At 43.8% G+C, this 22,798-nt stretch carries 23 protein-coding genes; 22 read left to right on the top strand and 1 reads right to left on the bottom strand.

The window, feature by feature from the left end; genetic code table 11:
- Positions 1–3 precede the first annotated feature (3 nt).
- The 12 genes from rpoZ (at position 4) to spoVM (ending at position 12,222) form a co-directional block, all read left to right on the top strand.
- On the top strand, positions 4–228 hold the full coding sequence (gene rpoZ / locus MKX62_RS00730) for a DNA-directed RNA polymerase subunit omega (protein WP_067211360.1): 225 nt from the start codon (positions 4–6) through the stop codon (positions 226–228).
- A 253-nt stretch (positions 229–481) separates the two neighbouring features.
- Entirely contained in the window at positions 482–1,699 is a 1,218-nt protein-coding gene (gene coaBC, locus MKX62_RS00725; protein WP_067211357.1) for a bifunctional phosphopantothenoylcysteine decarboxylase/phosphopantothenate--cysteine ligase CoaBC, read from the top strand.
- Positions 1,689–4,100, top strand: coding sequence for a primosomal protein N' (gene priA / locus MKX62_RS00720; protein WP_340740425.1), 2,412 nt, complete (start codon positions 1,689–1,691; stop codon positions 4,098–4,100). The genes coaBC and priA overlap by 11 nt, the downstream gene beginning before the upstream one ends.
- A 104-nt stretch (positions 4,101–4,204) precedes the next feature.
- Positions 4,205–4,726, top strand: coding sequence for a peptide deformylase (gene def, locus MKX62_RS00715; protein WP_067211352.1), 522 nt, complete (start codon positions 4,205–4,207; stop codon positions 4,724–4,726).
- Positions 4,723–5,664 (top strand): methionyl-tRNA formyltransferase, encoded by a 942-nt coding sequence (gene fmt, locus MKX62_RS00710; protein WP_340740424.1) that lies wholly within the window; start codon positions 4,723–4,725, stop codon positions 5,662–5,664. The genes def and fmt overlap by 4 nt, the downstream gene beginning before the upstream one ends.
- The gene (gene rsmB, locus MKX62_RS00705) at positions 5,661–7,025 is read left to right on the top strand and encodes a 16S rRNA (cytosine(967)-C(5))-methyltransferase RsmB (RefSeq protein ID WP_067211347.1); all 1,365 of its coding nucleotides are present in this window, start codon (positions 5,661–5,663) and stop codon (positions 7,023–7,025) included. Before fmt ends, rsmB begins: the two co-directional genes overlap by 4 nt.
- Positions 7,026–7,058: 33 nt before the next feature.
- The gene (locus tag MKX62_RS00700; protein WP_067211345.1) at positions 7,059–7,817 is read left to right on the top strand and encodes a Stp1/IreP family PP2C-type Ser/Thr phosphatase; all 759 of its coding nucleotides are present in this window, start codon (positions 7,059–7,061) and stop codon (positions 7,815–7,817) included.
- Positions 7,814–9,829 (top strand): Stk1 family PASTA domain-containing Ser/Thr kinase, encoded by a 2,016-nt coding sequence (gene pknB / locus MKX62_RS00695; RefSeq protein WP_067211342.1) that lies wholly within the window; start codon positions 7,814–7,816, stop codon positions 9,827–9,829. Before MKX62_RS00700 ends, pknB begins: the two co-directional genes overlap by 4 nt.
- A 28-nt stretch (positions 9,830–9,857) precedes the next feature.
- Positions 9,858–10,751, top strand: a complete 894-nt coding sequence (gene rsgA, locus MKX62_RS00690; RefSeq protein WP_340740423.1) for a ribosome small subunit-dependent GTPase A — start codon at positions 9,858–9,860, stop codon at positions 10,749–10,751.
- On the top strand, positions 10,744–11,412 hold the full coding sequence (gene rpe / locus MKX62_RS00685; RefSeq protein WP_067214018.1) for a ribulose-phosphate 3-epimerase: 669 nt from the start codon (positions 10,744–10,746) through the stop codon (positions 11,410–11,412). Before rsgA ends, rpe begins: the two co-directional genes overlap by 8 nt.
- The gene (locus tag MKX62_RS00680; protein ID WP_067211337.1) at positions 11,409–12,062 is read left to right on the top strand and encodes a thiamine diphosphokinase; all 654 of its coding nucleotides are present in this window, start codon (positions 11,409–11,411) and stop codon (positions 12,060–12,062) included. The genes rpe and MKX62_RS00680 overlap by 4 nt, the downstream gene beginning before the upstream one ends.
- A gap of 13 nt (positions 12,063–12,075) precedes the next feature.
- Entirely contained in the window at positions 12,076–12,222 is a 147-nt protein-coding gene (gene spoVM / locus MKX62_RS24370; protein ID WP_418064629.1) for a stage V sporulation protein SpoVM, read from the top strand.
- Positions 12,223–12,294: 72 nt separating this feature from the next.
- Here spoVM and rpmB read toward each other — a convergent pair whose 3' ends face one another.
- On the bottom strand, positions 12,295–12,483 hold the full coding sequence (gene rpmB, locus MKX62_RS00675) for a 50S ribosomal protein L28 (RefSeq protein ID WP_067211334.1): 189 nt from the start codon (positions 12,481–12,483) through the stop codon (positions 12,295–12,297).
- A 217-nt stretch (positions 12,484–12,700) separates the two neighbouring features.
- On the opposite strand from rpmB, the gene MKX62_RS00670 reads away from it, so the two are divergent.
- From MKX62_RS00670 to MKX62_RS00625, 10 genes are all read left to right on the top strand, one after another.
- On the top strand, positions 12,701–13,063 hold the full coding sequence (locus MKX62_RS00670) for an Asp23/Gls24 family envelope stress response protein (RefSeq protein ID WP_067211331.1): 363 nt from the start codon (positions 12,701–12,703) through the stop codon (positions 13,061–13,063).
- 18 nt (positions 13,064–13,081) lie between these two features.
- Positions 13,082–14,749, top strand: coding sequence for a DAK2 domain-containing protein (locus tag MKX62_RS00665; RefSeq protein ID WP_340740422.1), 1,668 nt, complete (start codon positions 13,082–13,084; stop codon positions 14,747–14,749).
- Between the two features lie 138 nt (positions 14,750–14,887).
- Positions 14,888–15,550 (top strand): L-serine ammonia-lyase, iron-sulfur-dependent subunit beta, encoded by a 663-nt coding sequence (gene sdaAB, locus MKX62_RS00660; protein ID WP_187045421.1) that lies wholly within the window; start codon positions 14,888–14,890, stop codon positions 15,548–15,550.
- Between the two features lie 28 nt (positions 15,551–15,578).
- A complete protein-coding gene (sdaAA, locus tag MKX62_RS00655) occupies positions 15,579–16,487 on the top strand; it encodes an L-serine ammonia-lyase, iron-sulfur-dependent, subunit alpha (protein WP_067211327.1) in 909 nt (302 codons plus the stop codon).
- Positions 16,474–18,516, top strand: coding sequence for an ATP-dependent DNA helicase RecG (recG, locus tag MKX62_RS00650; RefSeq protein ID WP_187047940.1), 2,043 nt, complete (start codon positions 16,474–16,476; stop codon positions 18,514–18,516). The genes sdaAA and recG overlap by 14 nt, the downstream gene beginning before the upstream one ends.
- A 369-nt stretch (positions 18,517–18,885) precedes the next feature.
- A complete protein-coding gene (gene fapR, locus MKX62_RS00645) occupies positions 18,886–19,470 on the top strand; it encodes a transcription factor FapR (protein ID WP_067211325.1) in 585 nt (194 codons plus the stop codon).
- The gene (gene plsX / locus MKX62_RS00640) at positions 19,467–20,456 is read left to right on the top strand and encodes a phosphate acyltransferase PlsX (RefSeq protein WP_067211322.1); all 990 of its coding nucleotides are present in this window, start codon (positions 19,467–19,469) and stop codon (positions 20,454–20,456) included. The genes fapR and plsX overlap by 4 nt, the downstream gene beginning before the upstream one ends.
- On the top strand, positions 20,456–21,400 hold the full coding sequence (gene fabD, locus MKX62_RS00635; RefSeq protein ID WP_340740421.1) for an ACP S-malonyltransferase: 945 nt from the start codon (positions 20,456–20,458) through the stop codon (positions 21,398–21,400). The genes plsX and fabD overlap by 1 nt, the downstream gene beginning before the upstream one ends.
- Positions 21,400–22,146 carry a 3-oxoacyl-[acyl-carrier-protein] reductase gene (fabG, locus tag MKX62_RS00630; RefSeq protein ID WP_067211318.1) on the top strand — a complete coding sequence of 249 codons (747 nt, stop codon included), beginning with the start codon at positions 21,400–21,402 and terminating at the stop codon, positions 22,144–22,146. Before fabD ends, fabG begins: the two co-directional genes overlap by 1 nt.
- 312 nt (positions 22,147–22,458) lie before the next feature.
- Positions 22,459–22,695, top strand: a complete 237-nt coding sequence (locus tag MKX62_RS00625; protein WP_067211315.1) for an acyl carrier protein — start codon at positions 22,459–22,461, stop codon at positions 22,693–22,695.
- Positions 22,696–22,798: the final 103 nt, after the last annotated feature.

The raw sequence follows: 22,798 nt of genomic DNA, 5'->3' as shown, positions 1-22,798 counted from the left end.
TCAATGTTAACTCCATCAATCGATTCTCTAAAAGAAAAAATCGACTCGAAATACACACTTGTAACACTCGCTTCAAAACGTGCGCGTCAAATGCAAGAAGAGGGCAATAAGCTTCTTACTTCTTATGTCTCTAACAAGAATGTCGGTAAAGCACTTGAAGAAGTGGCAGCCGGTGTACTTTCTAAAAAGAAATCGGACGATTCAATCGTCTACGAAGACGAAGTTTAATAAGTCCAGCTATCTTTGTACTTAATAGACAGTGGGATTTTCGATTCGAAATGGTGTCTAGGCTTCAGTCGCCAGACGCTCGGGACATAAGTCAGCCCAGCTACGCGGCAAATTACGCCGCTTCGCCGGTCCGTCTTATGCCTGTCGCATCTAACCGGCTCCTTACGCTTTTCATATCATAATAAATAAACGTGATACTCCCTTAGAAACGAGTTTTTCTTTGGGAGTTTGTCATTTTAGAAGGGATGAGATCATGTTGTTGAATAAAAAAATCCTCCTTTGTGTAACTGGCGGAATCGCGGTCTATAAAGCTGTTGCACTTGTAAGTAAGTTGTCTCAGGCAGGAGCGGACGTAAAGGTCATAATGACTGAATCAGCAAAGGAATTTGTCACACCACTTACATTTCAGGCGATGTCACGAAACGATGTTTTTTTCGATACGTTCGATGAAAAAAATTCCCGTGTGATTGCACATATTGATTTGGCAGATTGGGCTGATCTTGTCATAGTTGCTCCAGCCACAGCAAATGTAATTGGTAAACTCGCGAATGGGATTGCTGACGATATGGTAACGACTACACTATTAGCTACTCAGGCTGAGGTCTGGATTGCACCTGCAATGAATGTCCATATGTATGAGAATAAAGCAGTTATACGAAATATTACTACTCTGCACGAAGATGGCTATAAATTCATCGAGCCCTCTGAAGGCTTTTTGGCATGCGGTTATGTAGGAAAAGGTCGATTGGAAGAACCCGAAAAGATTGTAGAACTGATAACAGAACGGTTCACAACGTCCAAATATCTTCCGCTTTCAGGAAAGAAAGTTGTGATCACGGCAGGTCCGACACGTGAACGGATTGATCCGGTACGATATGTATCGAATTTTTCAAGTGGCAAGATGGGCTATGCGATGGCAGAAGCAGCAGTTAAACTCGGCGCTGAGACTGTCCTTATTTCGGGACCTGTTGGATTGGACAAGCCAGCGGGAGTAACAGTCATTGATATTGAAAGTGCGGCAGAGATGTTTGAAGCCGTCCGAACACAATTCGATGATGCGGCAATCGTTATCAAAGCAGCTGCTGTAGCGGATTATCGCCCGAGAGAGATTCAGCCCCAAAAGATGAAGAAACAAGTAGGGGACTCTGTTATTGAACTTGAACGAACAACTGATATCTTGAAAACAATCGGTTCAATGAAAACGAAACAAATCCTTGTTGGCTTTGCTGCTGAAACTGAAAATGCAGTAGGTTATGGCATAGGCAAACTAGAAAGTAAAAACCTTGATTATATTATCGTCAACGACGTGACTGATCCGGATGCTGGATTCGGGAAGGATACAAACGTTGTCACACTTCTTTCGAAAAACGGATCACATATGCCATTCCGAGCAATGCCGAAAAAAGAACTCGCCATTCTATTGCTGGAAACAATTATTAAAGAAGAAAGTGATCAACTAAATGATCGCTGAAGTCATTGTAGATGTAGCGGCTTATCCAATCGACAGGCCGTTTGATTACCTCGTTCCAGAAGCATTGGAATCTGTGATTGAGCCTGGAACCAGAGTGAAAGTTCCGTTTGGACCCAGGAAAGTGCTTGGTTACGTAACAATGTTGAAGGACGAAAGTGAGCTTGCACTCGGCAAAATTAAACCGATTGATGAACTTATTGATTTGGATCCAGTCATTTCTAGTGAACTGCTCGAATTATCGCGCTGGCTCGCGGTTGAGACGTTGTCATATGAAATTGATGCCCTCCAAGTGATGTTACCTGCTGCGATGCGTGCAAAATATGAAAAGTTCATCATTGTCGAAGAACCGGAACGAATTGAAGACGCTGATTTTAAAGCTTTTCTTGCGGGCAGGAAACGGATTCAGTTGAAAGAAGTAGATTCAGCAGAATTGATGAAAATGTTAAAAAAGTATGTTTCAGAAGGAATTGTCACGGTCGATACGGCCGTAGGGCAGCAAACTGCTGTGAAAAAAGTACGGATGATTCGAATGGCAGATGAGGTAACACTGCAAACTTTGCTTGACTCTAGTCACTCCAATGCGAAAAAACAAGCTGAATTACTTCGCTGGATGTTGGAGCATGCAGGGAAAACGATCAGTGCAAAACAACTGATGGAACAGTCGGGAATTCAACCGGCTGTGCTGAAAACTGTCATTGAAAGAGGAGCAGCCTTCGAAGAACTTGCTGAAGTGTACCGTGAACCTGATGCGCCTCAATTGAAAGATACAGCGATACCCGAAATCTTGACAGACGAACAGCAAATTGCACTTGATCATATAGCAATATCCGAAGACAATCAAAAAGCAGAAACATTCCTACTTCATGGCGTTACAGGAAGTGGAAAAACAGAAGTGTATTTACGTGCCATTAAACGCGTTTTGGATAAAGGCAAAGAAGCAATCGTCCTTGTCCCAGAGATATCATTAACCCCGCAAATGACGTCGCGCTTCAAAGAGCGTTTTGGTTCGCTCGTTGCAGTTATGCACAGCGCCTTGTCTGCCGGTGAGAAATACGATGAATGGCGGAAGATAAAACGGGGGGAAGTAAAAGTCGTCATTGGTGCAAGGTCGGCGATATTTGCCCCGTTTGAAAATATTGGTATTATCATTCTCGATGAAGAGCATGAATCGACGTACAAGCAAGATGATACACCGCGCTATCATGCAAGGGACGTTGCGATTAAACGCGCGGAGTATTACAATTGTCCTGTTATTTTAGGAAGTGCAACGCCGTCACTGGAATCATATGCACGTGCATCAAAAGGTGTATATACCATGCTTACACTAACGAAACGACCAAAAGATCAGGCCCTGCCAACAGTAACAGTCGTTGATATGCGAGAGGAATTGAAAACCGGAAATCGTTCGATGTTTTCATTGCCGCTTGCGGAAGCGGTCCGTATCCGATTGGAAAAAAGAGAGCAAATCGTGCTGTTTCTGAATAAGCGAGGCTTTTCATCTTTTGTACTCTGCCGGGATTGCGGTACTGTCGTTGAATGCCCAAATTGTGATATTTCGTTGACCTATCATCGTGCACACGAACAGTTAAAATGCCATTATTGCGGTCATGAAGAACGAGTGCCGCTCGTTTGTCCGGAATGTAAAAGTGAACATATCCGGTTTTTCGGAACAGGGACCCAAAAAGCGCAAGAAGAAATTGCGAAACTGTTTCCTACAGCACGTGTCCTTCGAATGGATGTCGATACAACGAGGCAAAAAGGTTCACACGAGCGGCTTCTTAGACAGTTCAGTGAAGGACAGGCGGATATCCTACTCGGGACGCAAATGATTGCGAAAGGGCTAGATTTCCCGAATATTACACTTGTCGGTGTGCTTGCCGCAGATACAACACTCCATTTAGCTGATTTCCGTGCCGCTGAAAAAACCTTTCAACTAATGACGCAAGTAAGTGGACGAGCTGGACGTCACGAATTGCCTGGAGAGGTTTTCATCCAGACTTATTCCCCTGAACATTACGCAATCGAATTAGCGAAAGCACAGCATTATGAGCCTTTTTATACGATGGAAATGGCGGCCAGAAGACAATATGGCTATCCCCCCTTCTATTTCGTCACGCTTGTCCAGTTTACGCACGAGGATTTATTGAAAGTAGCTGACTTTGCAGAAAAGGGAGCACGCTACTTAAAACAGAACTTATCTGCAGGCACAGTCGTCATCGGACCAACTGCTTCCGCTATCAGTCGAGTGAACAATAGATATCGCTACCAATGTTTGATAAAATACAAAAAAGAGCCGAAGTTGACAGAAACGCTGCAGCAGCTCATTAAGTATTACCGGACGGACTGGATTAAATCAGGACTGATAATGACCGTTGATGTAGAACCGGCGTCAATATACTAAACAAAAGCGCTGGAGTCTGGACGTGAAATATCCATGTCAGCCCCCAATCCGCAGTACAAGGTTAAATTACATCTTAGATAACAAGACAGAAAAGAGGAATAGATTTGGCAATACGTGAAATTGTGAAGCATCCGGCTCCGGTTCTTCAACAACAATGTAAAGAAGTAGTGAAATTTGATAAGAAGCTTTCAAAACTGCTAGATGATATGTACGACACAATGGTGGCGGCGGATGGCATAGGAATCGCTGCACCACAAATTGGCGAAGCAGTGCGTGTCGCGATTGTCGATATGGGCGAAGGGCAAGACGTTATTGAGATGGTCAATCCTGTTGTAACAGCAACCGGAGGATCCGAAATAGAAGTAGAAGGTTGTCTAAGTTTTCCGGATTTATTTGGCGAAGTAGAAAGACCATTTTTCGTACGCATTGAAGCGCAAGAACGCAATGGCGCACTTTATGAATTAGAAGCAGAAGATTATGAAGCACGTGCGATTCTTCATGAAATCGATCATTTAAATGGCGTATTATTTGATTCGAAAATCATTCGTGTTGTTGATCCGTCTGAATTAGAAGAAACAGAAGAAGCAGAGATAGTAGGGGAAAGCGGTGGAGGTGAGCTGAAATGACGAAGATTGTCTTTATGGGAACACCAGAGTTTTCGGTATCTGTCCTAACAATGCTCTTTGATGAAGGGCATACTATCGTGGCAGTTGTCACTCAGCCGGACAGACCAGTCGGGCGAAAGAGGGTCTTAACACCACCTCCAGTAAAAGTTGAAGCACTACGGCTTGGACTGCCGATTATTCAACCTGAAAAACTGAGAGGTTCTGCTGAACTTGAGGAAATTATTGCGCTTAAACCAGATTTAATCGTGACTGCAGCATTTGGCCAGATTTTACCGAAGGAACTGCTAGAAGTCCCTCGGTTCGGTTGCATTAATGTACACGCATCCTTACTACCTAAATATCGCGGTGGTGCGCCGATTCACCAGGCAATCATGGATGGCGAAACAGAAACGGGCGTCACAATCATGTATATGGTCGAAAAACTTGATGCAGGCGATATTATTTCACAAGTGATTGTGCCTATTTCTGATACGGATCACACAGGAAGTATGTTCACTGCATTATCTGTGGCAGGGACGGCACTACTGAAAGAGACATTGCCTTCTATTTTAAACGAAACAAATAAACAAACAGTTCAAGACGAATCACTCGTGACGTTCGCGCGTAACATCTCCCGTGAACAAGAACGGATTGACTGGTCTAAAGGTGGAAAGGCAATCTACGATAAAATCCGTGGACTTCATCCTTGGCCAGTTGCATACACCGCATTCCAAGGTGAAAACGTCAAGATTTGGTGGAGTGAGAAAATCCATACAACTGACAGTGCGTTACCAGGAACGATTATTGCAATCGATAGTGATCGTATTATTGTAAAAGCGGGCGATGACATCGCTGTTGCACTTACGGATCTTCAACCAGCCGGGAAAAAACGGATGCCGGCGGGTGAATTTATTCGCGGAACCGGATCTAAATGGAGTAAGGGGGACCGTTTTGAATGAATATAAATACTAGACCGAAAAAGAAAATATGGAATGGCAACGTCCGAGACGCTGCTCTTTCAATATTGATGGAAATAAATGATCATCAAGCTTATAGCAATCTATTGCTGCATAGAACAATTGAAAAGTATGGTATAGAAACGAAAGATCGTGGCTTGTTAACGGAATTGACGTATGGCACACTTCAACACCGCATGACACTCGATTATTATCTTGAGCCGTTTGTCCGTGGTAAATTGGATGGCTGGGTTCGAGAGCTTCTTCGGTTATCGTTATATCAAATCGTTTATTTAACAAAAATCCCACCGCATGCTGTTGTTCACGAAGCAGTTGAAATTGCGAAAAGACGCGGTCATAAACGGATAGCACCAACTGTAAATGGTATTCTTCGCTCCGTGTTGCGTAAAGGTGTCCGTTCACTTGATGAAATGCAAGATGGTACGTTGAAAACTTCTATCGAAACGAGTCATCCGGAATGGTTGATTAAGCGTTGGAATGAACAATTTGGTGAAGAAGACGCGGCCATTATGGCACATGAAAATAATCATCCAGCAGCGATGACAATTCGCGTCAATACAGCAAAAACAACGCCAGACGAAGTCATTGCTTTACTCGAATCAGAAGGTGTTGAAGTAAGAAAAGGCGAAGTTGTACCGGAGTGCATCATTTCAGATAGTGGCAATCCTGCAAATACGCAAGCCTATAAAAAAGGACTTATCACTATTCAAGACGAAAGTTCGATGCTACCTGTTCTTGCTCTTGATTTATCGCCAGGTATGAAAGTACTCGATATGTGCGCGGCACCTGGTGGGAAAACAACCCACATCGCTGAAAAAATGAACGATAAAGGTGAAGTTTTTGCACATGATTTACATGAACATAAACTGAAACTTATTGAAGCAAATGCGACTCGCCTTGGCTTAACGTCAATCAAAGCATTGAGTGGAGACAGCAGGAAATTGACTGAGCTATACGAGTTGTCCTCATTCGATCGTATTCTTGTCGACGCACCTTGTAGCGGTCTTGGTGTCATCCGTAGAAAGCCTGAAATTAAGTACAATAAAACACAAGCTGATTTCGATGCGTTGACGTCGATACAATCAGACCTTCTAGATACTGCTCGTGAATTGATTAAATCTGACGGGGTTATTGTCTATAGTACGTGTACAGTGGAGTATGCCGAAAACCAGGGAATGGTTGAACGATTCCTTGTGCGTCATACGGATATGGAGAAAATCCCTTTACCGCAACTAACTGGAAACGAGAAATTGGCGATTGAAGATAACACGCTTCAAGTACTTCCGCAACACTTTGGCAGCGATGGCTTTTTTGTTGCTGCTTTCCGGAAAAAAAGTAAGTGAGCTAAGAATTCGAGGCAAAAGGTGGGATGGACGTTGCAATTTGAAGTCTTGACGGATATCGGCAAGAAACGAACGGTCAACGAAGACAGTGCGGCTGTATACACACTTCCAAAGGGCGTTATGCTTGCCGTGATAGCGGACGGTATGGGTGGCCACCTTGGGGGGGATTACGCGAGTTCGACAGCAGTCAGAGTAATTGGCGAGCAATTCATGAAACTTGATAGTTCGACGTTTGAAGCAGAAGATAAGTTGGCGCAGTGGCTGCAGGAAGCGGTCATTCTCGCAAATGACATACTTTACAAACATGCAAACGAAAATGAAGCGTATAAGGGAATGGGAACGACGCTTGAAGTAGCTCTCATTCGTGGACGTTCTTGTCTTATTTCGCATACTGGTGATAGCCGTGTCTACGCAATCGATGGGAAAGGTGTGCGGCAAGTAACACGAGACCATTCCTACGTAAATGCACTTCTTGACAGTGGGGAAATTACCTTGGAAGAGGCAGCAGTTCATCCACAACGAAACTGGATTATGAAAGCAGTTGGTTCTGAAAAAACGATTGTACCCGATCTTTATTCGCTTGAGTTAGAAGAGGGCATGTATATGCTTATTTGTACGGACGGTCTGAGCAATAAAGTAAGTCAACAATCGATGAGTGAAATAGTTCTATCAAACGCTACGTTGCATGAAAAGACGGAAGAACTTGTGGATTTAGCGAACAAGATGGGCGGGGAAGACAATATCTCCGTAATTCTAATCGACTCGACTGAAGTGGAGGCGACTAATCCATGATTGGATCAAGAATAGGTGGACGTTATGAAATTGTAAGGAATATTGGTGACGGCGGCATGTCAAAAGTATATCTAGCACATGACGTCATCCTGGACCGCGATGTTGCCATTAAGGTTCTTAATTATGATTTTGCGAATGAAGAGGCATTGAAAAGAAGGTTTAAACGAGAAGCACTTTCCGCAACGAGTCTGACGCACCCGCACATTGTTGATATATTCGATGTGGGCGAAGAGGGTGAACTGCATTACCTGGTGATGGAATATATCGAAGGACAAACCTTGAAGAAGTTTATCCAAGATAATGGGGCCTTGACGCCTAAGCAAGCTTTGCCGATTATGCAACAGATTGTATCTGCAATTGCGAATGCTCATCATAATGGAATCGTCCATCGTGATGTTAAACCGCAGAATATTTTAATGGATTCGGATGAGAATGTTAAAATTACTGATTTTGGTATCGCGATGGCACTTAGTGCAACAGCACATACAAAAACGAATTCAGTCATTGGGACGGTTCACTACTTGTCACCCGAACAAGCACGTGGCGGAATGGCGACAAAAAAGTCTGATATCTATTCATTAGGCATTGTACTTTACGAATTACTGTCAGGTGAATTGCCATTTACAGCGGATACTGCAGTTGCGATTGCATTGAAGCATTTACAAGAAGAGACGCCCTCAGTAAGAATGGTATTCCCTTCAATTCCACAAAGTTTAGAAAATGTTATTTTGAAGGCGACTATGAAAGATGCTACATATCGATATGATTCAGCAGATGAAATGTATGATGATTTGCTAACTGTACTGTCACCCGAACGGGCAAATGAGAAGAGATTCGCAATTGTCTTCGATGATGACCGCACGCGCGCGATACCAATCGTTAGTGAAACTACAAAATTTGATAGCGTTGAAGCGACTAAGAAGATCGAACCAGTAACAATTGAACAATCCCCGCCGCCAACACCACCGAAAAAACGCAAGAAATGGCCATTCATTGTTGGTGGAATTGCTGGCATTGCAATCCTGATACTTTTGTTGTCCCTTATTCCAGGTATATTTGGCCCTAAAAAGGCTGTTATTCCGACTGTGGCTGGAATGGAAGAAACGGAGGCTAGGGATGTGCTCTCTAGCACAGGCTTTAATACGGTTGTAACTGAGGGACAGCAATCCGATGATGTTGATGAAGGGGAAGCCATTAAAACGATACCCGAGGCAGGGAAGAAACGGGGTGTTGACTCCGAGATCACCTTGTATATTAGTACCGGTAAAGAAAAAAGCACCTTAGCCGATTATATTGGCGAAAATGCCGATAAAGTTATGGCTTCTTTAGACGATACACTTTTTAAGTCGATTGATTCTATAGAAGAGTTTTCTGATAAACCAGAGGGTACAATCATTGGACAAGAACCAGATTCAGGGGAAGTAATTCTCAGTGAAACCGATTTACTGTTTACTGTTAGTAAAGGCCAAGAAAAGCAAATTCTTGACGATCTAAGAGGATATGACAAGGACCGGCTGGAAGATTATGAAGAGTCATCAGGTTTAACTATAAATACAGTGAGAGAAGATTATTCTTCAACAGTGCCTAAAGGTAGTGTCATTTCGCAAACACCAAATGGGAAAACAGAAATTGTAAAAGGTGGGAAAGTCGAAGTCGTCGTATCAAAAGGTCCAGAGAAAAAACCCGATAAGTTCGTTGTCAAAAAGGTGACAATTGAGTATGTACCTGAAGTGATTGAGCCTAGCCCTAGTCCTAGCGATGAAGATGGTGACGAAGGTGATGGAGAGGATGATGGAGACAACTCGGGAGTAGTGGAACAGCCTGCTCCAGTCCCACAACTTATTAAAATTTACATTCAAGACAAAAATAATAAGATAACGGATGTTTTTGATGAGTTTTCAATCACAGAAACGACGGAAAGATCAATTTCATTTAACTTGGAAGAAGGACAGACTGGGTCATATAAGGTTACGCGCGATTCAAAACCTATCATTGCAGAATTGGTCAATTAGAGTGACTCTAATTAGAAGGGGTGAAAGAATGCCAGAAGGACAAATCAGAAAAGCAATCAGCGGGTATTATTATGTAGAAAATGACGGAGAAATCATTCAATGTCGAGGACGTGGAGTATTTAGAAACCGTGGTATTCATCCGCTGGTTGGAGATTTCGTGACCTATGTACGTGTTGAAGATAATGATGCAACAGTCACTGAAGTCCATGAGCGGTTCAATGAACTTGTCCGTCCGCCAATCTCGAATGTTCACCAGGCGTTGCTTGTATTCTCCATAGTGGAACCGGCATTCAGCCTTTATCTATTAGACAGGTTTTTGGTTGTCGTCGAATCGTTCGACGTAAAACCAATTATCTGCCTAACGAAAAAGGATCTTGCGAATGCTGATGAACTGAAAATGGTAGCTGAATCAGCGGCGTATTATAAGAAAATCGGTTATGATGTTATAGAGACTTTTATTGACGATCCTCAACTGACTAACTTATTGAAACCTTATTTTGAAGGCAAGACTACAGTTCTTGCCGGGCAATCAGGTGTTGGTAAATCAACGTTGTTGAACACGGTATTGCCTGTGCTTGAATTGAAAACAGGGATAATATCAGAAGCGCTTGGACGCGGAAAACATACAACGCGACATGTTGAGTTGCTTGAGATATCAGGTGGTCTTGTCGCGGATACCCCAGGCTTCAGCTCTCTCGAATTCGATCATATCGAAAAAGAAGAATTGTCTCATTACTTTGTAGATATGGATGAAGTTGCGCCAAACTGTAGATTCAGAGGTTGCTTGCACTTGAAAGAACCAAAGTGTGCAGTAAAAGAGTTGGTAGAGACTGGAGAAATTCCACGTCATCGCTATGATCACTACTTGCAGTTCATGCAAGAAATACTTGACCGAAAGCCGAGGTATGAAAAACATGATTAAAATTGCACCTTCAATTTTAGCAGCAGACTTTTCAAAGCTTGCCGAAGAAGTAAAAGAAGTGGAAGCAGCGGGCGCTGCACTAATCCATATCGATGTCATGGACGGACATTTCGTTCCGAACATTACAATGGGAGCGATTGTTGTTGAGGCACTTCGACCAGTAACGAAGTTGCCGCTGGATGTCCATTTAATGATTGAAAATCCAAACCTGTATATTGAACAATTTGCAAAAGCCGGAGCTGATTATATTACGGTTCATGTAGAGGCATGCCCTCATTTGCACGGCACATTGCAACTGATTAAGTCTCACGGGGTGAAATCGGGCGTTGTTTTGAATCCGCATACACCGATTGAAACGATTCTTCATGTTCTAGATGAAATTGACTTAGTCCTAATCATGACAATCAATCCCGGATTCGGTGGCCAGAAGTTTCTTCATTCAGTCGTTCCGAAAGTGAAACAGCTAGCCGATATTATTCGTGAGCGAGGACTTCCGATTGAAATTGAAATCGATGGCGGCATTAATGAAGAAACGATTATCCCGTGTGTGGAAGCGGGTGCTACAATCTTAGTTGCAGGATCAGCTATCTACAATGCACCTGATCGTGCAGAAGCTTTACGCCGGATAAAAGCTGCTGGTGAAGGTGCGCTAAGAAAATGAAGTATGCAGTCGTTTGTGCGGGCGGGCCCGATTCAGAAATAGCTGACTTGACGGAATTTCATCATAAAGATACGGTATTCATTGGGGCGGATAGAGGTGCACTTCACTTGTTGCAAAGAGGTATTGTTCCTCTTGAAGCAGTGGGGGATTTTGATTCGGTTTCGAAAAGTGAATACGATGAGATAGCCGCCGCAGTCCGCATAATAGGACGATTTCGTTCGGAAAAAAATGAGACTGATACGGAACTTGCAGTAGATCGTGCTCTTTCCTACGGGCCAGAGTGTGTCATTTTGACGGGAGTTACAGGAGGGAGGCTGGATCATATGGAATCAGCCCTTCATCTTCTGTACCGGCTTCAAATAGCTCATAACGATACGTCATTCTCGATTCGTAATGGGACGAATGAACTTTTTATACTTACACCTGGAAGTTATCAAGTGACGTCGGATGATCGTTTTAAATACATATCATTTTTTTCATTCAATGGGGTAGTTAGTGGACTTACACTTACCGGTTTCAAATTCGAAATGGTAGATGCTACGCTCGAAACTGGCATGACGTTATTTACAAGTAATGAACTGGCTGAAGAAGTCTGTACTATATCGTTCCATGAGGGCATATGCTTAATGGTAAGGAGTTCAGATTCCTGAAAGGAGTGGGGAATTGCGAGTTTATACTTTCACAATGCCGAAATTTGTGAGTGGAGTTGTAAGGAAGTGTATGGTTGTTTTCCAGAAGGATGATTCACCGAAAGCTACTGCGAGCAACACCAAGAATAAAAAAAGGAAAAAAGAAAAAACGTCGGGCTGAAGAAATTCAGCCCGGCGTTTTATTTTCTTTAAAGTTTAAATACCAAGGCGCTTAAACTTTAATTACAGTCCTTTACACACGTTGAACTTTACCTGATTTAAGGGCTCTAGCAGAGACCCATACACGTTTAGGTTTACCGTTAACGAGAATTCGGACTTTTTGAAGGTTCGCACCCCATGAACGACGAGTTGCGTTCATTGCGTGGGAGCGTGCATTGCCTGTACGGGCTTTGCGTCCTGTAATAACACATTCTTTAGACATAATAGTACCTCCTTGCGAATGTTGATTAAGTGATTTACTTCTTTATTCGCATACCATAATAATGTATCATATGCGTAAACGTGTTGCAACCTTTTTTGTGACATCTTTCAAGGTAAAAGCCTTTACACGTTTAAAAGTCATAGAATCGCTTTCTTTTATTATTATAACAGGTATAGTACAATGGGGTTAGTGAAAAAGGATCCAGGGGGTATTACACATGTCAATCGAAGTAAAGAATGAATACGGCAAAATCGATATTACGAATGACGTCATTACCCAAGTGGTTGGTGAGGCGGCTATCGAGTGTTATGGGATTGTCGGAATGGCTTCAAGGCATCAGATAAGAGATGGCCTTACTGAAATCCTAGGGAAAGAAAATTTCACGCGGGGAGTCATCGTTCGTAATCTTGGCGATGATACGCATATCGATATGTATATCATTGTTGGATATGGTACTAAAATTTCAGAAGTCGCCTACCAAGTACAATCAAAAGTGAAGTATACATTGAAAAAGACAGTCGGCATGACTGTGAAATCTGTTAATATTTTTGTCCAGGGAGTCCGAGTGACGAACCTGTAAGAGGAGGAAATAATTTCTATGAAGACCATAGATGGTTTGAAATTTGCGGAAATGATAAAGTTGGGTGCACATCATCTTTATCAAAATGCCGATTATGTCGATTCACTAAATGTTTTTCCGGTACCTGATGGTGATACAGGTACGAATATGAATTTATCGATGACTTCAGGAGCGAAGGAAACTGAAGAAAATGCGGTTGCCCATATCGGTCAAACTGCACAAGCGTTATCGAAAGGATTGCTGATGGGCGCGCGCGGTAATTCCGGCGTTATTCTTTCACAGTTATTCCGTGGTTTCGGGAAAGCGATTGAAAATGAAGCGACTGTCAATGGAGGACAATTTGCAGGTGCCTTGAAGTATGGCGTTGAAACGGCCTATAAAGCGGTTATGAAACCTGTTGAAGGAACAATTTTAACCGTCGCAAAAGATGCCTCTACTATTGGAGTAGAAAAAGCTGCGACTACAGATGACATTATTGAAGTAATGGAAGCTATAGTGAAAGAAGCACAAGCATCACTTGAGCGGACACCGGATTTATTAGCTGTATTGAAGGAAGTTGGAGTTGTTGATAGTGGTGGACAAGGTCTCGTTTATGTATACGAAGGCTTCTTGGCATGCTTAAAAGGTGAAGAACTACCAGCAAGAACTATCGTCGATTCCATGGACGACTTAGTGAGTGCGGAACATCATCGCAGCGTCCAAGGGTTCATGAATACGGCAGACATTGAATTCGGATATTGCACGGAATTCATGGTGAAGTTCGAGGATGATAAACTGCAAACAAGTCCATACGATGAATCCGAATTCCGCCAAGGATTGAGTCAATTCGGTGATTCTTTACTTGTTATTTCTGATGATGAAGTTGCGAAAGTACATATCCATACAGAAGAACCGGGTGACGCACTTAGTTACGGGCAGAAATTCGGTTCCCTTATTAAAATTAAAATTGAAAATATGCGTCAGCAGCATCTCGAAATCGTCGGAGAAAATTATTCGGTACAAAATGCGGCGAAAAAAGAAGTTGTAAAACATCCATACGCGGTCGTAACAGTTGCTATGGGAGCAGGTATTTCTGAATTACTGAAAAGCGTAGGTGCCTCTGCCATTATTGAAGGCGGGCAGACGATGAATCCATCGACAGAAGATATTGTCAAGGCAATTGAGGCAGTCGGTGCTGAACGAGTGCTCATTTTACCTAACAACAAAAACATCATTATGGCAGCACAGCAAGCGGCCGATGTGATCGGTATTGAAGCAGCTGTCGTTCCTACAAAAACAGTACCCGAAGGACTTGCTGCTATACTTGCATTCAATCCGGAAGCAGAAGTGAGAGTAAACGTCGCAGCGATGACAGAGGCTGCATCGTTCGTGAAAACGGGACAAGTTACACATGCAGTAAGAGATACATCGATTGACGGGGTTGAAATTACAAAAGACGACTTCATGGGTATTTCAGGTGGTAAGATTATTACATCTGCACCTTCACTTGAAAATGTCATGAAAACACTATTGAACTCAATCATTGATGAAGATGATGAAATTGTTACAATTATTTATGGTGAAGACATTAGCGAGAAAGATGCTTCTGCAATCGTAAGTTATGTAGAGGATAACTTTGATCACGCAGAAGTTGAACTTTATAACGGAAAACAACCATTGTATCCATATATCATTTCAGTTGAATAAACTAGTAACGAGCAGTGCGCCTGTAAAAAGCCGCACTGCTTTTTACTTGCGTCGACAAGGAACAACATCTTTTGTCTTTAAAGCAAAACTCATGTAAAATGAATAACAGTACGTGCTTATTAAGAGGGGGTAGCGTTTATGAAATTCAGATCAGTTTTCGATATAATTGGACCAGTTATGATAGGGCCATCATCTTCACATACTGCCGGCGCTGCAAGAATCGGCCGTGTCGCACGAACACTGTTTGGCAGACAGCCGGAATGGGCTCGGGTTCATCTTTATGGTTCTTTTGCAGAAACGTATAAAGGACACGGTACGGATGTAGCAATTATTGGTGGATTATTAGATTATGATACATTCGATGAGCGTATAAAGTCTGCGTTTGCTGATGCAGAGAAACTTGGATTGACTTTTGAATTTATTCCTGAAGAGGAAGAGGCGGTACATCCGAACACGGCCCGTCTTGTAATTGGGGACAGTGAGGGAGTTATGGAACTGACTGGAATTTCTATAGGTGGCGGAACGATGGAAGTTGTTGAACTTAACGGATTCCCGCTTCGATTATCGGGGCATTACCCAGCACTTCTCATCGTTCATAATGACCGTTCAGGTGTTATTGCAAGCGTTTCCAACGCAATTGCAAAACTAAATATAAATATTGCACATATGGAAGTTGACCGAAAAGAAAAAGGGGATATGGCCCTTATGGTGATTGAAGTTGATCAAATGATCGACGCAGCACTGATAAATGAGTTGGAATCATTGCCGAATGTAACGCAAGTTTCGACATTGGCAAACTAAAAAACTGTAAAATAGGAGGCAAACATAGATGGACGTTTTATTTAGTAACGTTAAAGAGCTCGTTGCACTTGCAGAGTCGCAGAACAAGCCTATTTCAGAAATCATGATTGAACAAGAAATTCTTATAACAAAACGTACAAGAGAAGAAATCATCGCGCAGATGGACAATAACTTAACGGTGATGGAGAAGGCGGTAGAAAGAGGATTGCAGGGGGTGCATTCAGCATCCGGTCTTACGGGTGGCGATGCGGTTCTTATTCAAAAGTATATGGCATCAGGAAAATCTCTTTGCGGCGATGTGGTCATGGATGCTGTCAGTAAGGCAGTCGCTACGAATGAAGTAAACGCAGCAATGGGGACGATTTGTGCAACGCCAACAGCGGGTGCAGCAGGAATTGTACCTGGTACTTTGTTTGCGGTGAAAAATAAATTGAATCCTTCACGGGAACAAATGATTAATTATTTATTTACGTCTGGTGCTTTCGGATTTGTCGTTGCGAATAATGCATCGATATCAGGCGCAGCAGGTGGATGCCAAGCGGAAACGGGTTCAGCAGGTTCAATGGCGGCCGCTGCAATTGTTGAAATGGCGGGTGGGACTCCACAACAAAGTGCAGAAGCATTTTCTATCGTTATGAAGAATATGTTAGGTCTTGTCTGTGATCCGGTTGCTGGACTTGTTGAAGTACCATGTGTGAAACGGAATGCAATGGGAGCAGCAAAGGCACTCGTTGGAGCAGATATGGCACTAGCGGGCGTAGTTAGCCGTATTCCTACAGATGAAGTAATTGAAGCAATGCATAAAATAGGTAAGTCTATGCCTTCAGCGTTACGGGAAACAGCTAAAGGCGGATTGGCTGCTACGCCAACCGGAAAAGCGCTTGAAGCGAAGATATTTGGTAAGGATAAGGTAGATAGTGACACTGTCAATTCATGATTCTGTAACGACGATAAAAGGAGTCGGAAAAGCGGCCGGCGAACAGCTTGAGGCACTTGGAGTTTCAACGCTTCAAGACCTCTTCATGACGTTCCCGTACCGTCATGAAGACTTCAGGTTAAAAGATTTGACTGAAACCCCGCATAATGAACGAGTCACAATTGAAGGAAGGGTCGAAAGTGAGCCTTCCATTCTTTTCTTGGGGAAAAATAGATCCCGTTTACAAATCCGTCTTCTTGCCGGAAGGCATCTTGTGAAGGCGGTTTTTTTCAATCAACATTACTTAAAAGAGCGTTTGTCACTTGGGACGATTGTCACAGTTACTGGGAAATGGGATCGGGGCAGGCAAGTAATCAATGTAAGCAACTTCAAGGACGGCCCAAAAACAGATCAAGCTGATTTTGAGCCGGTATACAGTTTGAAAGGTGTTATGCATCAGAAGACATTTCGGCGCTTCATGCGAAGTGCATTGGATGCAGCTGTCGGTCAGCACGCAGAATCACTACCCGCTGATATTCGTGAAATGTATCGATTGCCAGCCATCGGAAATGGACTTGAGATGATTCATTTTCCAACAAGCCCTGCTGATGTGAAACATGCGAGAAGACGTTTTGTCTATGAGGAACTGCTCATGTTCCAGCTGAAGATGCTGGGCATGAAGAAAGCACGAAAAGAAGCGGAGAAAGGTGTAGCTATCGACTATGACCTTGCCAAAGTGAAGACTTTCATCGCTGCATTGCCATTTGAATTGACAGGGGCTCAAAAGCGGGTTGTCAATGAATTATGTGGGGAACTAAAAAGTCCGACTAGGATGAACCGTCTCCTTCAGGGAGATGTTGGTTCCGGAAAGACAGTCGTAGCGGCAATCGCTTTGTATGCTGCTATCACGGCAGGATTTCAGGGGGCCCTTATGGCACCTACAGAAATCCTTGCCGAACAGCACGCATCTACGCTTGCGGAATGGCTTGAACCGCACGGCATTACAGTTGCTTTCCTCGCTGGATCTACAAAGGCGAAGGCGAGAAGAGATTTGCTTGAAAAACTTGAATCAGGTGAAGTGGATTTGCTTATCGGCACGCACGCCCTCATTCAACCTGATGTCATCTTTAAAAATCCTGGGTTGGTTATTACGGATGAACAGCATCGTTTCGGTGTCGAACAACGGCGCGTTTTACGGGATAAAGGATTGAATCCTGATGTTCTATTCATGACTGCAACTCCGATTCCACGAACGCTTGCTATTACTGCTTTTGGTGAAATGGATGTCTCCATACTCGATGAGTTGCCGGCTGGCCGAAAACTTATTGAAACACATTGGTTGAAAGAGGATTCCCTTCTTCCAGTTTTACGGAAGATGGAAAATGAATTAAGTGCCGGACGTCAGGCATATGTTATTTGTCCATTAATCGAGGAATCCGACAAATTAGATGTCCAAAATGCAGTGGATGTCCATAGTCAGCTTTCGACTCATTTTAGTGGTAAATACACAGTCGGTCTCATGCATGGCCGTCTTCATTCGGACGATAAAGATGCCATCATGCGCGATTTCAGTGAAGGTAAAATCGATGTTCTAGTGTCGACGACTGTCGTTGAAGTCGGAGTCAACGTACCAAATGCGACGTTCATGCTTATTTACGACGCGACGCGCTTTGGACTTGCTCAACTCCATCAGCTGAGGGGGCGAGTAGGTCGGGGCGCCGAGCAATCCTATTGCGTTCTGCTTGCTGATCCCAAAACCGAAGAGGGAAAAGAGCGGATGCAAACGATGACAGAAACGAATGATGGATTTGTTTTAGCAGAAAAGGACCTCGAACTAAGAGGTGCCGGCGATTTCTTTGGGAAAAAGCAAAGCGGTATGCCTGAGTTTAAAGTAGCAGATCCCGTCCACGATTATAGGGCGCTCGAAACGGCAAGGAAAGACGCGGAACAACTATTAGAGTCGCGTCACTTTTGGGAAGATCAGGAATACGCGATTCTTCGATCACATCTTGAAGAGTCGGGTGCTCTTAGTGGCGATAGGATTGATTGAGGGTCTACAGGATGTAGGTCATGCGGCTGGGAGGGTGAACTAAACTAGCATCCCACCTATTTGCCGCACGATGCGGTGAACTTAGGCTGCGTTCCTTAAAAACGGTCGTCTCCTCATATCTGTGCTGTCCAGCTTCATGCGCTTTTCGGGGTTAAACAGGCGCTTCCGCATTTCAGTGCTGTCTAGCTTCGACTCCCAGATGCTCGGGTCATAAGCCGCTTCGGCTGTGCGGCAAAGGGCGCCGCTCCGCCAAATCGTCTTATGCCTGTCGCATCTAAACGGTCGTCTCCGCATTTCTGTGCTTGCTTTCTTTTTTCTATTTTTATATACTGCTATTAGTACCAAGTGCTAATCCGGAAGGTGAACCGATTGAGAATGCCTAAAAAGGAAAGGCAACGACTGCTTGGAAAGTTGCTTGAAGAAAATCCATTCCTGACAGATGAAGAATTGTCGGAACATTTTACTGTAAGTGTCCAGACGATACGTTTGGACAGGCTAGAGCGCGGAATTCCCGAACTTCGGGAACGTTTGAAAACGGTTGCGTCTCGAACGATGAAAGAGGAAGTGAAGTCTCTTCACTCCGATGAAGTCTTTGGGGATATCATCGATATGGAACTCGATAAGAGGGCGCTGTCGATATTTGATGTGACTGAAGATCATGTCTTCCAGCGTAACGGAATTGCGCGTGGACATCATCTGTTTGCCCAGGCAAACTCACTTGCTGTTGCAGTTATGAATGATGATCTTGCTTTGACTGTGAAGTCGACCATTGACTTTTTGAAACCGGTGAGAGCTGGCGATAGAGTTGTTGCACGTGCAGAAGTGAAGAAAGAAAGTCTGGGAGAAAAGCGGACATTAGTCATGGTCGCATCGACGGTCAATGACGAAACGGTATTCACTGGCGAATTTCACATGTACCGGACGACTGATAGGAAGCAGGGGGAATTAAAATGATCATAGCTGTAGATGGAATGGGCGGAGATCATGCGCCTGGTGAAATAATTGCCGGTGCGCTTAAAAGTCTCGCTGAGTTCGAAGATATAAACATACATATTTATGGTGATGAACAGGCGATGGCACCTTTCTTGAAGGAGCATGCCCGCCTTAAAGTGATTCACTGTACAGAGAAAATTGAACCAGACGATGAGCCGGTTCGTGCTATCCGCCGGAAAAAAGATGCGTCAATGGTAAGGATGGCTCAAGCTGTTAAAGATGGCGAAGCTTCAGCTTGCGTCTCTGCTGGTAATACAGGTGCTTTAATGGCGGCAGGTCTATTCATCGTAGGTAGGATTGATGGTATTGAGAGACCTGCCTTAGCACCTACACTTCCGACGATCGATGGAAAAGGATTTGTCATGCTGGACCTTGGTGCAAATTCGGATGCGAAACCATCTCATCTTGAACAATATGCGGTTATGGGAAGTATCTACGCCACAAAGGTGCGGGGGCTTGAAAATCCACGCATCGGCTTATTAAATATCGGAACCGAAGAAGGAAAAGGGAATGAATTGACAAAGGCTGCTTTTGACTTGCTTTCGAAAGCGCCCATTAATTTTATCGGCAACGTTGAGTCGCGTGATCTATTGACTGGCGTGGCGGACGTCGTCATTACAGATGGCTTCACGGGTAATATGGTTCTGAAAACGCTGGAAGGGACTGCATCTGCTTTCTTCTCTATGTTGAAAGAAGTGTATAGCGCTTCATTGAAGTCAAAACTGTCTGCAGCACTTGTGAAAGACGATTTGCGTGGACTGAAAAACAAAATGGATTACACAGAGTATGGTGGGGCGGGTTTATTTGGTTTGAATTCGCCTGTTATTAAAGCACATGGTTCTTCAAATGCGAATGCTATATTGAACGCCGTTCGGCAAGCGAGAACAATGGTGGAATATGATGTTTGTGGAACAATTCGTGAAACGATAAGAAAGGTGGAAAATTGATGACAAAGATTGCATTCATTTTCCCAGGACAAGGTTCACAATCAACTGGCATGGGAAAAGAGTTCGCGGAAACGCATGACAAAAGTAAGCAATTCTTAGAACAGGCAGACCGTGTACTTGATTTTCAACTTAGTCAATTAATTCTAGAAGGACCTCAAGATGAACTGACGCTGACATACAATGCACAGCCAGCACTACTTACCGTCGGATCGATGATTGCTTCGCGATTGATAGACGAAGGCGTTACGCCAGACTTTACGGCAGGACATAGTCTTGGGGAATATACGGCACTCGTTGCCTCGGGTGTAATGTCATTTGAAGACGGAGTGTCGGTCGTTCATAAGCGGGGCTTGTACATGAATGAAGCGGTGCCTGCTGGTGAAGGGGCAATGGCGGCAATTCTTGGACTTGATGGGCAGAAGTTAAAAGAAGTAACAGATGCTATTACAGCAGATGGTTTCGCTGTACAACCGGCCAACTTGAATTGTCCGGGACAAATCGTTATTTCCGGTACGAAAGCAGGCGTCGAGAAAGCGTGTGTCCAATTGAAAGAAGCGGGCGCGAAAAGAGCGATTCCACTGGATGTAAGCGGACCGTTTCACTCTTCACTTATGCAACCGGCGGCAGAAAAACTGCGGGCTGCACTTGATGAGGTCGAGATGAAGGATGCATCCATTCCAGTTGTTGCTAATGTGAATGCTTCGGTCGTTACTGATCGTGTGTATATAAAAGGCTTCCTCGTCGAACAACTTTATTCCCCGGTACTTTGGGAAGATTCCGTACGTACATTGCTTGACCTTGGAGTTACTCATTTCATCGAATGTGGTCCAGGAAAAGTACTAAGTGGCCTCGTTAAAAAGATTGACCGGAGTGTAACGGTGTTCCCAGTCTATGATGAAGAGACATTGCAAACGGTAATCGAAGCTTCGAAAGGGTGGTCGTAATGGGTAGATTTGATGGGAAATCCGCAATTGTCACGGGAGCATCACGTGGAATTGGCCGTGAAATAGCACTACTTCTTGCTAAAGAAGGCGCACGAGTTGCTGTCAACTACAGCGGAAGTAAGGATAAAGCGGATGACGTCGTTAAGTTGATTACAGAATCCGGTGGAGAAGCGTTCGCTATTCAGGCAGACGTATCCGATGCTGACGGTGTTAAAAACATGGTTGATAAAACTTTGGAAATGTTTGGATCAATTGATATCCTTGTCAATAATGCAGGTATTACGAGAGACAATTTGCTCATGCGTATGAAAGAAGACGAATGGGACGATGTCATTAATATCAATTTAAAAGGTGTTTTTCTTTGTACAAAAGGCGTCACTCGCCAAATGATGAGACAACGTGCAGGAAGAATCGTCAACGTTGCATCGATTGTCGGTGTTTCTGGAAATCCTGGACAAGCAAACTATGTAGCAGCAAAAGCTGGCGTCATCGGTTTTACAAAGACGGCGGCAAAAGAACTCGCTTCACGCAACATTAATGTAAACGCAGTAGCGCCTGGTTTCATTACGACGGATATGACGGATGCATTGAGCGAAGAAGTGAAGAATCAAATGCTATCGGTTATTCCGCTAGGTAAACTTGGCAGACCTGAAGATGTAGCACGTACTGTTCTGTTCTTATTATCGGAGGATGCAGTTTATATTACGGGTCAAACGATTCATGTTGATGGTGGTATGGTAATGTAATAGAGGTGTTAAAGCGCTTTGGTGTCTGCTCTAGCGCCTATGCTTTTCTTATTGCCCAGTTCCAGCGCCTAGAGGCTCGGGTCATAAGTCAGTCCAGCTATGTAGCAAAGAACGTTGCTTCGCTGGCCCGTCTTATGCCTGTCGCATCTAGCAGGCCGCTTCCGCATTTCTATATTGTCTAGTTCCAGCGCCTAGAGGCTCGGGTCATAAGTCGGTCCAGCTATGCAGCAAAGAACGCTGCTCCGCTGGCCCGTCTTATGCCTGTCGCCTCTGACCAAGCGCTTCCACTTTTCTTGAGAGGAGGTGACAAATTTGTCAACAGTACTTGAACGTGTAACTAAAGTAATTGTCGACCGCCTTGGCGTCGATGAAAGTGAAGTTAAAATGGAAGCTTCTTTCCGTGATGATCTAGGCGCCGATTCATTGGACGTCGTAGAATTAGTAATGGAATTAGAAGATGAGTTCGAAATGGAAATTTCCGATGATGAAGCTGAAAAGATTGCAACTGTCGGTGACGCAGTTTCGCATATCGAAACGAAAGTGAACTAATTGCTATTCTGATTGAGACTCTTTCATCCTTTCTACTTGAAAGGATTGAAAGCGTCTCTTTTCGGGTTTATAGCAAACTTTTTTTGCACTGTGGCGTTGAAAA

This window comes from Sporosarcina sp. FSL K6-5500 (assembly GCF_038005665.1).
Taxonomy (GTDB): Bacteria; Bacillota; Bacilli; order Bacillales_A; family Planococcaceae; genus Sporosarcina; species Sporosarcina psychrophila.
Note: the sequence above shows the minus strand (reverse complement) of the source record. Positions and strands in the feature narration are given on the sequence as shown.